Genomic DNA, 14106 nt, shown 5'->3' with positions numbered 1-14106 from the left:
TTATATCAGCGACTTAAAAGCATAAGGAATACCTGAAATTACAGCGCAATGCCGTTCAGTTAAGCATGTAGGGTGAACATGTGATTATTGCTCAGGTTTCCGTTCACCTCAGTGGTGTCATTTCTTTGAAGCGCTGATACCCGTGAACGTGCAAGGGAGGCTCACCGCCGCCTCCCTTGCAACCCAGGCTCCCGGCGGGAAAATCGTCGCTGCGCGAGTTATTCGTCTTATTCCGTCTGCCTGTCGGGTCGGGGCCGAGCCTGCGTCCCTGCAGGCCGTCCCCTCTGCCCGCATCCCTGCGGGCAGACCCGGTCAGCCGTCAACGCCTCATCGATTTTCAGCCGGACCGGTGTCATCGCTTCAACGCTCTGACTTCCAGTTAAATTTGTTTTGCTGTCCAAACCTGTTCAAATAAAAACGCAGATGGTCAGGTGTGGGCTGGCCCGGCTGAAAATTGCCGACGTGTTTCCGTAAGGCCGGGGGAGCCAGCATGGATGCTGGCTCAGGGCGCGTTTTACAGGGACGTTTCCTCGCGCCCGGCCCGGTAGCCTGGAGGAATAAGCGGAGGGTATTGCGCAGCAACAATTTTCCTGCCGGAGAGCCGGGATTGTTAAGGGGGCTGCGTAGCCCCCTTAACACGTTCACCGATGAAGAAACTCCAGAGAAGCAACGAACATAACGTGAACGGAACCGTTCTCTGAAATGCCATGTTCTTCCAGTTTCAACACCATTGCTCGGTGGCGCTATGCTTACCGGGCCTACAAATGAGCACACATCCACATCGTAGGCCGGGTAAGGCGAAGCCGCCACCCGGCGTGAAACGAGTACATCACCCCTTCATCCACATCCGTACGCCGTCGAGGAACATCTGGGTGGCCATCATCACCAGAATCAGCCCCATCAGGCGCTCCAGCGCGTTCACCCCTTTCTCCCCCAGCAGACGCAAAAACAGCGACGACTGCAACAGAATCACAAACGTACCGCCCCAGGCGATCAGCAGGGCGATTACCAGATGCCCCATCTGATTAGGATACTGATGCGACAACAGCATTAATGAAGCCAGGATTGTCGGACCGGCTACCAGCGGGATCGCCAGCGGCACGATAAACGGCTCTTCACCCGCCGGAAGCCCGGTGCTATTCCCGGTGGCGCTGGGGAAAATCATCTTAATGGCGATCAGGAACAAAATGATGCCCCCGGAGATAGAAACGGTTTCCGCGCGCAGGTTAAGAAATGCCAGAATTTTCTCGCCCGCAAACAGGAATATCAGCATCACCAACAGCGCAATGAACAGCTCGCGAATCATAATCGCGCGGCGGCGTTTTGGTTCGGTATGTTTCAATACGGACATGAAAATGGGCAGATTTCCGAGTGGATCCATAATCAGGATCAATAAAACTGCCGCTGAAATGATTTCATTCATAACTCAAATTCCCTGATAATTACCACGGACTTTCTGCTTGCTTGCGCAGCGGGATAAGTCGCATTACTGATGGCTTCGCTATCATTGATTAATTTCACTTGCGACTTTGGCTGCATTTTGTATGGTGAAGGATATGCCACCAGGACACTGGCATACATACACAGCACACATCTCTGCAGGAAAAAAACGCTATGAAAAATGTTGGTTTTATCGGCTGGCGCGGTATGGTCGGCTCTGTTCTCATGCAACGCATGGTTGAGGAGCGTGACTTCGACGCCATTCGCCCTGTTTTCTTTTCTACTTCCCAGCTCGGGCAGGCGGCACCGACATTCGGTGGAACCGCGACCGGCACGCTTCAGGACGCTTTTGATCTGGATGCGCTGAAGGCGCTCGATATCATCGTGACCTGTCAGGGCGGCGATTATACCAACGAAATCTATCCAAAGCTTCGTGAAAGCGGTTGGCAGGGTTACTGGATTGACGCGGCCTCTTCGCTGCGTATGAAAGACGACGCCATCATTATTCTCGATCCGGTTAACCAGGATGTCATCACCGATGGCCTGAATAAAGGTATTAAGACCTTTGTCGGCGGTAACTGCACCGTTAGCCTGATGCTGATGTCCCTCGGTGGCCTGTTTGCCAACGACCTGGTCGATTGGGTCTCCGTGGCGACCTATCAGGCGGCTTCCGGCGGCGGCGCGCGTCACATGCGCGAGCTGTTGTCTCAGATGGGCCATCTGTATGGCCATGTGGCCGAGGAGCTGGCGACCCCATCCTCTGCTATTCTCGACATCGAACGTAAAGTGACGACCCTGTCCCGTAGCGGTGAACTGCCGGTTGATAACTTTGGCGTACCGCTGGCCGGTAGCCTGATTCCGTGGATCGACAAACAGCTCGATAACGGTCAGAGCCGTGAAGAGTGGAAGGGACAGGCGGAAACCAACAAAATTCTCAACACGTCTTCCGTGATCCCGGTTGATGGTCTGTGCGTGCGCGTCGGCGCGCTGCGCTGCCACAGCCAGGCGTTCACCATCAAACTGAAAAAAGATGTGTCTATTCCGACCGTGGAAGAACTGCTGGCGGCGCACAACCCGTGGGCGAAAGTAGTACCAAACGATCGTGAAATCACAATGCGTGAGTTAACCCCGGCGGCCGTTACCGGCACGTTGACCACGCCAGTAGGTCGTCTGCGTAAGCTGAATATGGGACCGGAGTTCCTGTCAGCCTTTACCGTAGGTGACCAGCTGCTTTGGGGTGCTGCGGAGCCATTGCGCCGCATGTTACGTCAACTGGCGTAATGGTTTGTTAATGATCAAAGGGTGCTGAGTCACCCTTTTTTTTGCGTAATACAGGAGTAAGCGCAGATGTTTCATTTTTTACCAGGAGTAAGATAAAGCATTGGCTATTCTTTAAGGGTGACTTAGTACCGGAGGTATTAAGTTGTTGCCTGAAGGTGGGACGACGCAGAGAGGATGCACAATTGTGCTGCGCCGTTCAGGTCAAAAAAAGTGTCGCTACCTGATGTCGAAAATCAGTTGGAAGGGGTGACACCATAAAACAGGATGACAACCATGTCCGTTCGTATCGATAGAGACGTGATTAATGCGCTAATTGCAGGCCATTTTGCGGATCCTTTTTCCGTACTCGGTATGCACCAAACTGACGCTGGACTTGAAGTCCGCGCCCTATTACCTGACGCCACCGAAGTGTGGGTGATCGAACCCAAAACCGGACGTAAAGTCGGCAAGCTGGATTGCCTCGACTCTCGCGGTTTTTTCTGTGCAGTACTTCCCCGCCGTAAAAATTTCTTTCGCTATCAGTTGGCCGTTGTCTGGCATGGACAGCAGAATCTGATTGATGACCCTTATCGTTTTGGCCCGCTGATCCAGGATATGGATGCCTGGCTGTTATCTGAAGGTACGCACCTGCGACCTTACGAAACGCTGGGCGCGCATGCGGATACCATGGATGGCGTAACCGGCACGCGCTTCTCCGTCTGGGCGCCTAACGCGCAACGCGTGTCAGTGGTTGGGCAGTTCAACTACTGGGATGGCCGTCGCCACCCGATGCGCCTGCGCAAAGAAAGCGGTATCTGGGAGCTGTTTATCCCCGGTGCGCAGCATGGTCAGCTGTATAAATATGAGATGATCGATGCCAACGGTAAGCTGCGAATCAAAGCGGACCCTTACGCCTTCGAAGCGCAAATGCGCCCGGAAACCGCGTCGCTTATCTGTGGTCTGCCGGAAAAAGTGGTGCAAAGCGAGGAGCGTAAAAAAGCCAACCAGTTTGATGCGCCAATCTCTATCTATGAAGTGCACCTGGGGTCATGGCGTCGTCATACCGATAACAACTTCTGGCTGAGCTACCGCGAGCTGGCGGATCAACTGGTGCCTTACGCCAAGTGGATGGGCTTTACCCACCTTGAACTGTTGCCGATTAACGAGCATCCGTTCGACGGTAGCTGGGGTTACCAACCTACCGGCATGTATGCGCCGACCCGTCGATTTGGTACGCGCGATGACTTCCGCTATTTTGTGAATGCCGCGCATCAGGCGGGGCTGAACGTCATTCTTGACTGGGTGCCGGGCCATTTCCCGTCGGACGACTTTGGTCTGGCAGAGTTTGATGGCACCAGGCTGTATGAGCACAGCGACCCGCGAGAAGGGTATCACCAGGACTGGAACACGCTGATCTACAACTACGGTCGCCGTGAAGTCAGCAACTATCTGGTGGGCAACGCCCTGTACTGGATTGAGCGCTTTGGTATCGACGCGCTGCGCGTGGATGCCGTGGCATCGATGATTTATCGCGACTACAGCCGTAAAGAAGGTGAATGGATCCCAAATGAATTTGGCGGTCGTGAAAACCTCGAAGCCATTGAGTTTTTACGCAATACCAACCGTATTCTTGGCGAACAGGTGCCTGGTGCGGTGAGCATGGCGGAAGAGTCCACTGATTTTGCTGGCGTTTCAAGACCGCAGGACATGGGCGGTTTAGGGTTCTGGTATAAGTGGAACCTCGGCTGGATGCACGACACGCTGGACTACATGAAGCTGGATCCGGTTTATCGCCAACATCACCACGATAAGCTGACCTTCGGCATGCTGTACAACTACACCGAGAACTTTGTCCTGCCGTTGTCGCACGATGAAGTGGTGCACGGCAAGAAATCGATTCTCGACCGCATGCCGGGCGATGCGTGGCAGAAGTTTGCCAACCTGCGCGCCTACTACGGCTGGATGTGGGCCTTCCCAGGCAAGAAACTGCTGTTTATGGGCAACGAGTTTGCGCAGGGACGTGAATGGAACCACGACGCCAGCCTCGACTGGCACCTGCTGGAAGGCGGTGATAACTGGCATCACGGCGTACAGCGTCTGGTGCGCGATCTGAACCTCACCTATCGTCATCACAAAGCGCTGCACGAGCTCGACTTTGACGCCTATGGCTTTGAGTGGCTGGTGGTGGATGACAAAGAACGTTCGGTGCTGGCTTTCGTGCGTCGTGACAAGGTCGGCAATGAAATCATCGTGGTCAGTAACTTTACGCCTGTGCCCCGCCACGGCTATCGCTTCGGTATCAATCAGCCGGGGAAATGGCGTGAGATCCTCAATACCGATTCGATGCATTACCACGGCAGCAATACTGGCAACGGCGGTGCGGTGCACAGTGATGAAATCGCCAGTCATGGTCGTCAGCATTCACTGAGCCTCACGTTGCCGCCGTTGGCAACGATCTGGCTGGTTCGGGAGGGGGAATGACGCAACTGGCAACCGGCAACGCCACCCCCCATGGTGCAACGTATGACGGCCATGGCGTTAATTTTACTCTCTTCTCAGCCCACGCTGAACGCGTTGAATTATGCGTATTTGACGAGGACGGTTGCGAACTCCGCTACGACCTGCCGGGGCGTAGCGGCGATGTCTGGCACGGCTATCTGGCCAACGCCCGGCCCGGTCTGCGCTATGGTTATCGCGTCCATGGCCCATGGCAACCGCAGCAGGGCCACCGGTTTAACCCAGCCAAGCTGCTGCTCGACCCTTGCGCCCGTCGGGTCGAGGGCGAGTTAAAAGATAACCCGCTGCTGCACGGCGGGCTAAATGAACCGGATCACCATGATAATGCCACCATCGCGCTGAAGGGCGTGGTGGTGTCCGACCATTATGACTGGGAGGATGATGCCCCGCCGCGCACGCCGTGGGGCAATACCGTGATTTACGAAGCGCATGTCAAAGGGTTGACGTATTTGCATCCTGACCTGCCGGAAGAGATTCGCGGAACCTACAAAGCGCTGGGTCATCCGGTGATGATCGACTATTTCAAGCGTCTCGGCATTACCGCGCTGGAGCTGCTGCCGGTGGCGCATTTTGCCAGCGAACCACGACTTCAGCGGCTGGGCCTGTCGAATTACTGGGGCTACAACCCGGTGGCCATGTTCGCGCTGCATCCGGCCTATGCCTGTTCGCCGGAGAGTGCGCTTGATGAGTTTCGCGACGCGGTAAAAGCGCTGCACAAAGCGGGGATTGAGGTCATTCTCGATATCGTTTTGAACCACAGCGCCGAGCTGGATCTCGAAGGGCCTGTCTTCTCGCTGCGCGGAATTGATAACCGTAGCTATTATTGGATCAGGGACGATGGTGATTACTACAACTGGACCGGTTGTGGGAACACCCTCAATTTGAGCCATCCCGGCGTTGTGGAATACGCATGTGAATGCCTGCGCTATTGGGTTGAAACCTGCCATGTAGATGGTTTTCGTTTTGATTTGGCTTCCGTCATGGGGCGTACACCTGCGTTTCGTCAGGATGCGCCGCTGTTTACCGCGATCCAAACCTGTCCGCTGCTCTCACGCGTGAAGCTGATTGCGGAACCGTGGGATATTGGTGAAGGCGGGTATCAGGTGGGGAATTTCCCCCCTCCGTTTGCCGAGTGGAATGACCATTTCCGCGATGCGACGCGGCGCTTTTGGCTCCAGCGTAATCTCTCGTTGGGCGAGTTTGCCGGGCGTTTTGCCGCATCCAGCGATGTGTTTAAACGCCAGGGCCGCAAACCCAGCGCCACGGTCAATCTGGTGACCGCGCACGACGGTTTTACGCTACGCGACTGTGTGTGCTTCACAAATAAGCACAATGAAGCGAATGGTGAGGAAAATCGCGACGGCACTAGCAATAACTACAGCGACAATCATGGTAAAGAAGGATTAGGCGGCACGCTGGACCTGATTGAGCGGCGGCGCGACAGCATTCATGCGCTGTTAACTACGCTGTTGCTCTCCCAGGGGACGCCGATGTTGCTGGCGGGCGATGAGCATGGTCATAGCCAGCACGGCAACAATAACGCTTATTGTCAGGATAACGCCTTAACGTGGCTGGACTGGCAACAGGCAAACAGTGGGCTAACCACATTTACCGCCGCGCTGATTCATCTGCGCCGGCAAATCCCAGCATTAACAGGGGATTGTTGGTGGGAAGAGGGCGATGGCAATGTTCGTTGGCTGAATAAGTACGCACAACCCTTAAGTGCGGATGAGTGGCAAAACGGCCCGAGGCAGATGCAAATCCAGCTTTCAGACCGTTTTCTGATTGCAATAAACGCCACGCTTGAGGTGACAGATATCGTTTTACCTGAAGGGGAATGGCATGCCATTCCCCCATTTGCCGGAGAGGATAATCCGGTGCTTACGGCTGTCTGGCAGGGACCTGCGCACGGACTGTGTGTGTTCCAGAGAAGATAAAAAAGGAGTTAGTCATGGTGAGTTTAGAGAAGAACGATCGTGTAATGTTGGCGCGCCAGCTGCCATTAAAATCTGTTGCCCTGATCCTGGCCGGTGGCCGCGGTACCCGCTTAAAAGATTTGACCAACAAACGTGCCAAACCTGCTGTGCACTTTGGCGGTAAGTTCCGCATTATCGATTTTGCCTTATCCAACTGTATTAACTCCGGGATCCGCCGTATTGGCGTGATCACCCAGTACCAGTCCCATACGCTGGTGCAGCATATTCAGCGCGGCTGGTCGTTCTTTAGCGAAGAGATGAATGAGTTTGTCGATTTGCTGCCTGCCCAGCAGAGAATGCAGGGTGAAAACTGGTATCGCGGAACGGCGGATGCCGTCACCCAAAACCTGGACATCATTCGACGCTATAAAGCGGAATACGTGGTGATCCTCGCGGGCGATCATATTTATAAGCAGGACTACTCACGCATGCTGATCGACCACGTCGAGAAGGGCGCGCGTTGCACCGTGGCCTGTATGCCAGTGCCTATTGAAGAGGCCAGCGCGTTTGGCGTGATGGACGTGGACGACACCGATAAAATTATCGAGTTCGTTGAAAAACCCGCCAACCCGCCAGCCATGCCAGGCGACCCGACCAAATCTCTTGCCAGTATGGGGATCTACATTTTCAACGCCGATTATCTGTATGAACTGCTGGCGGAAGATGATCTCGATGAAAAATCCAGTCACGATTTTGGCAAAGACATTATCCCGAAAATCACCGAAGCTGGCATGGCGTATGCACATCCATTCCCGTTGTCCTGCGTGCAGTCTGACCCGGAATCCGAACCGTACTGGCGCGATGTGGGGACGCTGGAAGCCTACTGGAAGGCGAACCTTGATCTGGCTTCGGTGACGCCTGAACTGGATATGTACGACCAGGACTGGCCAATCCGAACGCACATGGAATCGCTGCCACCGGCGAAATTTGTGCAGGACCGTTCCGGTAGCCACGGAATGACGCTGAACTCGCTGGTTTCTGGCGGATGCATAATTTCAGGTTCGGTGGTGGTGCAGTCCGTTCTGTTCCCGCGCGTGCGGGTGAATTCATTCTGTAACATTGATTCGGCAGTGTTGTTACCTGAAGTGTGGGTGGGACGTTCGTGCCGCTTACGTCGTTGCATTATCGACCGCGCCTGCGTTATTCCTGAAGGCATGGTGATAGGTGAAAACGCGGAAGAAGATGCGCGTCGTTTCTACCGTTCAGAGGAAGGCATTGTGCTGGTCACGCGTGAAATGCTGCGCAAACTGCAGATCAAACAGGAGCGATAATGCAGGTTTTACACGTTTGTTCAGAGATGTTCCCCCTGTTAAAAACCGGGGGACTGGCGGATGTTATTGGGGCGTTACCTGCCGCGCAAATTGCGGACGGCGTGGATGCCCGCGTGTTGCTCCCGGCGTTTCCAGATATTCGTCGCGGCATTCCCGATGCACAGGTCGTGACGCGTCGCGATACCTTCGCTGGACGTATCACGCTGCTTTTCGGGCATTTCAACGGCGTGGGTATTTACCTGATTGACGCGCCGCATCTTTACGACCGTCCCGGTAGCCCGTATCACGACACCAACCTGTTCGCTTATACCGATAACGTCCTGCGTTTTGCGTTGCTTGGCTGGGCCGGATGTGAAATGGCCTGCGGCCTTGACCCATTCTGGCGCCCGGATGTGGTGCATGCGCACGACTGGCATGCCGGTCTGGCCCCGGCGTATCTGGCGGCGCGCGGCCATCCGGCGAAATCGGTGTTCACCGTACACAACCTGGCTTATCAAGGCATGTTTTATGCAAAGCATATGGATGACATCCAATTGCCATGGTCGTTCTTTAATGTGCACGGGCTGGAGTTTAACGGCCAGATTTCGTTCCTGAAGGCCGGGTTGTACTACGCAGACCACATTACGGCAGTGAGTCCAACTTACGCGCGGGAGATTACCGAGCCGCAGTTTGCCTATGGTATGGAAGGTCTGTTGCAGCAGCGTCATCGGGAAGGACGGCTTTCCGGCGTGCTGAACGGCGTGGATGAAAAAATCTGGAGCCCGGAAACCGACCTGCTGCTAGCGTCGCGCTATACGCGTGACACGCTGGAAGAGAAGGCGGAGAACAAACGTCAGCTGCAGATCGCGATGGGACTTAAGGTTAACGACAAAGTGCCGCTGTTTGCTGTCGTGAGCCGTCTGACCAGTCAGAAAGGGTTGGATCTGGTGCTGGAGGCTCTGCCGGGTCTGTTAGAGCAGGGGGGGCAACTGGCGTTACTTGGCGCGGGCGATCCGGTGTTGCAGGAAGGTTTCCTCGCCGCGGCGGCGGAACATCCGGGGCAAGTGGGCGTGCAGATTGGCTATCACGAAGCCTTCTCGCACCGCATCATGGGTGGAGCCGATGTGATATTGGTTCCCAGCCGTTTTGAGCCATGTGGCTTAACGCAGTTGTATGGACTGAAGTACGGCACGCTGCCGCTGGTGCGGCGCACCGGTGGGCTGGCTGATACGGTCTCTGACAGTTCGCTGGAAAACCTGGCGGACGGTATCGCCAGTGGGTTTGTATTTGAAGATAGTAATGCCTGGTCGCTACTACGTGCGATCCGGCGTGCTTTCGTATTGTGGTCCCGGCCTTCGCTGTGGCGGTTTGTACAACGTCAGGCCATGACCATGGATTTTAGCTGGCAAGTCGCGGCGAAGTCATACCGTGAGCTTTACTATCGCTTGAAATAGATATCCAGGAATCACCTATATGAATGCTCCATTTACTTATGCATCGCCCACACTCAGCGTAGAGGCACTTAAGCATTCTATCGCCTACAAGCTGATGTTCACGATTGGTAAGGACCCGGTCATTGCCAATAAACATGAGTGGCTGAACGCCACGTTGTTCGCGGTGCGCGATCGTCTCGTGGAGCGCTGGCTGCGTTCTAACCGTGCGCAATTATCCCAGGAAACTCGTCAGGTCTATTACCTGTCAATGGAGTTTTTGATTGGCCGCACGCTTTCCAATGCACTGTTATCGTTGGGTATTTATGACGATGTCAAAAATGCGCTGGAAGGTATGGGGTTGGATCTTGAAGATCTGATCGATGAAGAAAATGACCCGGGTCTCGGCAACGGCGGCCTCGGGCGCCTGGCGGCCTGCTTCCTGGACTCACTGGCAACGCTGGGACTGCCGGGACGCGGCTACGGTATTCGTTATGACTACGGCATGTTCAAGCAAAACATTGTTGATGGCCGACAGAAAGAGTCGCCGGACTACTGGCTGGAATACGGTAACCCATGGGAGTTCAAACGCCACAATACGCGCTACAAAGTGCGCTTTGGCGGGCGTATACAGCAGGAAGGCAAGAAAACGCGCTGGATAGAAACCGAAGAGATCCTCGCGGTTGCCTACGACCAGATTATCCCCGGTTACGACACCGATGCCACCAACACGCTGCGCCTGTGGAATGCCCAGGCCAGTAGCGAGATCAACCTCGGTAAATTTAACCAGGGCGACTACTTTGCGGCGGTGGAAGATAAAAACCACTCCGAGAACGTCTCCCGCGTGCTCTATCCGGATGACTCCACCTATTCAGGACGCGAGCTGCGCTTGCGCCAGGAGTATTTCCTGGTCTCCTCCACGGTGCAGGACATTCTGAATCGTCATTATCAACTGCACAAAACCTACGATAATCTGGCGGATAAAATCGCCATTCACCTCAACGACACCCATCCGGTGCTGTCGATCCCTGAGCTGATGCGTCTGTTGATTGATGAGCACAAGTTCAGTTGGGATGATGCGTTTGAAGTGTGCTGTCAGGTTTTCTCGTATACCAACCACACTTTGATGAGCGAAGCGCTGGAGACCTGGCCGGTGGATATGCTGGGCAAAATTTTGCCGCGCCATCTGCAAATCATTTTTGAGATTAACGACTACTTCCTGAAAACGCTGCAGGAGCAGTATCCGAACGATACCGGTCTGCTGGGGCGGACGTCGATTATCGATGAATCTAACGGCCGCCGGGTGCGTATGGCATGGCTGGCGGTCGTGGTGAGCCACAAGGTTAATGGTGTGTCTGAACTGCACTCCAACCTGATGGTGCAGTCGCTATTTGCTGACTTTGCGAAGATCTTCCCGACTCGCTTCTGCAACGTGACCAACGGCGTGACGCCGCGTCGCTGGCTGGCGCTGGCTAACCCGCCGCTCTCTGAGGTGCTGGATGAGAATATTGGCCGCACCTGGCGTACCGATCTCAGCCAGTTGAGCGAGCTTGAACAGCACTGCGATTTCCCGTTGGTGAACCAGGCGGTACGCCGAGCGAAGCTGGAGAACAAAAAACGTCTGGCCACGCTCATTGCCCAGCAGCTTAACGTGGTAGTGAATCCGAAATCGCTGTTTGACGTACAGATCAAGCGTATTCACGAATACAAACGTCAGCTGATGAACGTGCTGCATGTGATCACCCGCTACAACCGCATTAAGGCCGATCCTGACGCCGAGTGGGTGCCGCGTGTGAATATCTTCGCCGGTAAAGCGGCTTCGGCCTATTACATGGCGAAGCACATCATTCATCTGATCAACGATGTCGCGAAAGTGATCAATAACGATCCGCAAATTGGCGACAAACTGAAAGTGGTGTTTATCCCCAATTACAGCGTCAGCCTGGCGCAGGTGATAATTCCTGCTGCCGACCTGTCTGAGCAGATTTCACTGGCCGGGACCGAAGCCTCCGGGACCAGTAATATGAAATTTGCGCTGAATGGCGCGTTGACCATTGGTACGCTGGATGGTGCCAACGTCGAGATGCTGGAACATGTGGGCGCAGAAAATATCTTTATCTTTGGTAATACGGCGGAAGAGGTTGAGGCTTTGCGTAGTCAGGGCTATAAGCCGCGTGAATATTACGAGAAAGACGAGGAACTGCACCAGGTGCTGACGCAGATCGGCAGTGGCGTATTCAGCCCAGAGGAGCCGGGACGCTATCGCGACCTGGTGGACTCATTGATCAACTTTGGCGACCACTATCAGGTGCTGGCGGATTATCGTAGTTACGTTGATTGTCAGGATAAGGTTGATGAACTGTATCGTCATCCGGAAGAGTGGACTACTAAGTCGATGATTAATATCGCCAACATGGGCTACTTCTCGTCGGACAGGACGATCAAAGAGTACGCCGAAAACATCTGGCATATTGATTCGGTGCGGTTGTAAAACACGAGGCCGGGGGCGCTGCGCTTGCCCGGCCTACGTTTATGCTCCTTTGTAGGCCGGATAAGGCGTCGCCGCCATCCGGCATTTTTATCAGGACGCCAGCGACAGCTGGTGCTTCTCAATGTATTCAGCCAGCCACTGGGTCATGCGCGACTGCTGCTCAGCGTTCAGCCACATACCTTCTTTCGTGCGACGCCACAACGCATCTTCCGCACGACGAACCCATTCGTGATCGACCAGGTATTTCAGCTCGGCTTCATAAAACTCATGGCCAAAGTCTTCACCTAACTCGGCAAGCGAGGTGGCTTCGCCGATGACCCATTCGGTGTTGCTGCCGTAGGTGCGAGAATAATGGCGCGCCAGCGACTCGGTCAGGAACGGGTAGCGACGGCGCAGTTTGGCCGCGTAGTCTTCGCGATCGCCGCCAATGTCACCGCCTGGCAGAATGCACTCTTTGGTCCACGCCGGACCAATTCCCTGATAGTACGATGCCAGTTTTTCCATCGCGTGTTCAGCCAGCTTACGATAGGTCGTCAGCTTACCGCCAAAGACCGACAGCAGCGGCGCTTTGCCGTTTTCGTCGTGGATATCCAGCGTGTAATCACGGGTGATTGCCTGCGGTGAGTCAGACTCGTCATCGCACAGCGGACGCACGCCCGAGTAAGTCCAGACGATATCATCACGGCCCAGCTGCTTCTTAAAGTGCGCGTTGTAAACCTTCAGCAGGTAATTGATCTCGCTTTCATCAATTTTCACCGCTTTCGGATCGCCTTTGTATTCAACGTCTGTCGTCCCGATGATCGAGAATTCGTCCATCCATGGGATAACAAACACAATGCGTTTATCTTCGTTTTGCAGAATATAAGCTTGCTTCTGGGTATGGACGCGCGGCACCACGATGTGGCTGCCTTTAATCAGGCGAATACCGTACGGCGATGGCAGGTGCATACCGTCGTCAAAGAACTCTTTCACCCACGGACCGGTGGCGTTGACTAGGCCACGCGCCTGCCAGGTGTGTTTTTTGCCGGTATCGATATCTTCAGCTTCAACAATCCACAAACCGTTTTCACGGCGAGCAGAGGTGGCGCGAGTGCGGGTTAATACTTCTCCGCCTTTGCGTACGACCATTTGGGCGTTTGCCAAAACCAGTCGTGCATCGTCTACCCAGCAGTCAGAATATTCGAAACCGCGCACAATCTCAGGTTTCATTACAGAATCTGCGCCAAAACGCAAACCGGTAGAACTTGGCAAACTGGTGCGTTTGCCCAGATGATCGTACATAAACAAACCAATCCGGATCATCCACGCCGGACGCAGGTGCGGGCGGTGGGGCAGACGAAAGCGCATCGGGAAGGCGATGTGTGGTGCCATTTTCAACAGCACTTCACGTTCGGCCAGCGCTTCGCTCACCAGACGAAATTCGTAGTGTTCCAGGTAGCGCAGGCCGCCGTGGATGAGTTTGGAGCTAGCGGAAGAGGTGGCGCAGGCTAAATCCTGCGCTTCCAGCATCAGCACGGATAAACCGCGTCCAGCGGCATCTGCCGCGATACCGGCACCGTTGATGCCTCCACCTATCACAATCAGATCTTTGGTTTCCATGCTGGCCTCTCGCACTTTCGTTATAGCTCATTAATGTTCGTTATCGAGCATAATAGCAAAGAATCGCGCCATTGGTAACATCGGATAAACAATTTACAGTGATACATATAACATTATGGCGTTTAACTGCCGTCGGGACGTAC

The 14106-nt window shown here is 54.6% G+C and carries 8 protein-coding genes; 6 read left to right on the top strand and 2 right to left on the bottom strand.

The features are described from left to right. Positions 1-829: 829 nt before the first annotated feature. Positions 830-1423 (bottom strand): NAAT family transporter YhgN, encoded by a 594-nt coding sequence (yhgN, locus tag OGX66_RS03300; protein WP_003023480.1) that lies wholly within the window; start codon positions 1421-1423, stop codon positions 830-832. A 191-nt stretch (positions 1424-1614) separates the two neighbouring features. On the opposite strand from yhgN, the gene asd reads away from it, so the two are divergent. From asd to glgP, 6 genes are all read left to right on the top strand, one after another. Next, positions 1615-2721, top strand: coding sequence for an aspartate-semialdehyde dehydrogenase (asd, locus tag OGX66_RS03295; RefSeq protein WP_003837862.1), 1107 nt, complete (start codon positions 1615-1617; stop codon positions 2719-2721). A gap of 273 nt (positions 2722-2994) precedes the next feature. Next, on the top strand, positions 2995-5181 hold the full coding sequence (glgB, locus tag OGX66_RS03290; RefSeq protein WP_016151109.1) for a 1,4-alpha-glucan branching enzyme: 2187 nt from the start codon (positions 2995-2997) through the stop codon (positions 5179-5181). Then, complete coding sequence (glgX, locus tag OGX66_RS03285) at positions 5178-7154, top strand: glycogen debranching protein GlgX (protein ID WP_003023487.1); 1977 nt, start codon at positions 5178-5180, stop codon at positions 7152-7154. Before glgB ends, glgX begins: the two co-directional genes overlap by 4 nt. 14 nt (positions 7155-7168) lie before the next feature. After that, positions 7169-8464, top strand: coding sequence for a glucose-1-phosphate adenylyltransferase (gene glgC / locus OGX66_RS03280; protein ID WP_003023489.1), 1296 nt, complete (start codon positions 7169-7171; stop codon positions 8462-8464). Further along, a complete protein-coding gene (glgA, locus tag OGX66_RS03275; RefSeq protein ID WP_003023490.1) occupies positions 8464-9897 on the top strand; it encodes a glycogen synthase GlgA in 1434 nt (477 codons plus the stop codon). Before glgC ends, glgA begins: the two co-directional genes overlap by 1 nt. A gap of 19 nt (positions 9898-9916) precedes the next feature. After that, positions 9917-12364 carry a glycogen phosphorylase gene (glgP, locus tag OGX66_RS03270; RefSeq protein WP_003023492.1) on the top strand — a complete coding sequence of 816 codons (2448 nt, stop codon included), beginning with the start codon at positions 9917-9919 and terminating at the stop codon, positions 12362-12364. Between the two features lie 90 nt (positions 12365-12454). On the opposite strand, the gene glpD is transcribed toward glgP, so the two are convergent. Then, positions 12455-13963, bottom strand: a complete 1509-nt coding sequence (gene glpD, locus OGX66_RS03265; RefSeq protein ID WP_003023494.1) for a glycerol-3-phosphate dehydrogenase — start codon at positions 13961-13963, stop codon at positions 12455-12457. Positions 13964-14106: the final 143 nt, after the last annotated feature.

This window comes from Citrobacter sp. Cf072, assembly GCF_030334485.1.
Lineage (GTDB): Bacteria > Pseudomonadota > Gammaproteobacteria > Enterobacterales > Enterobacteriaceae > Citrobacter > Citrobacter freundii.
Note: the sequence above shows the minus strand (reverse complement) of the source record. Positions and strands in the feature narration are given on the sequence as shown.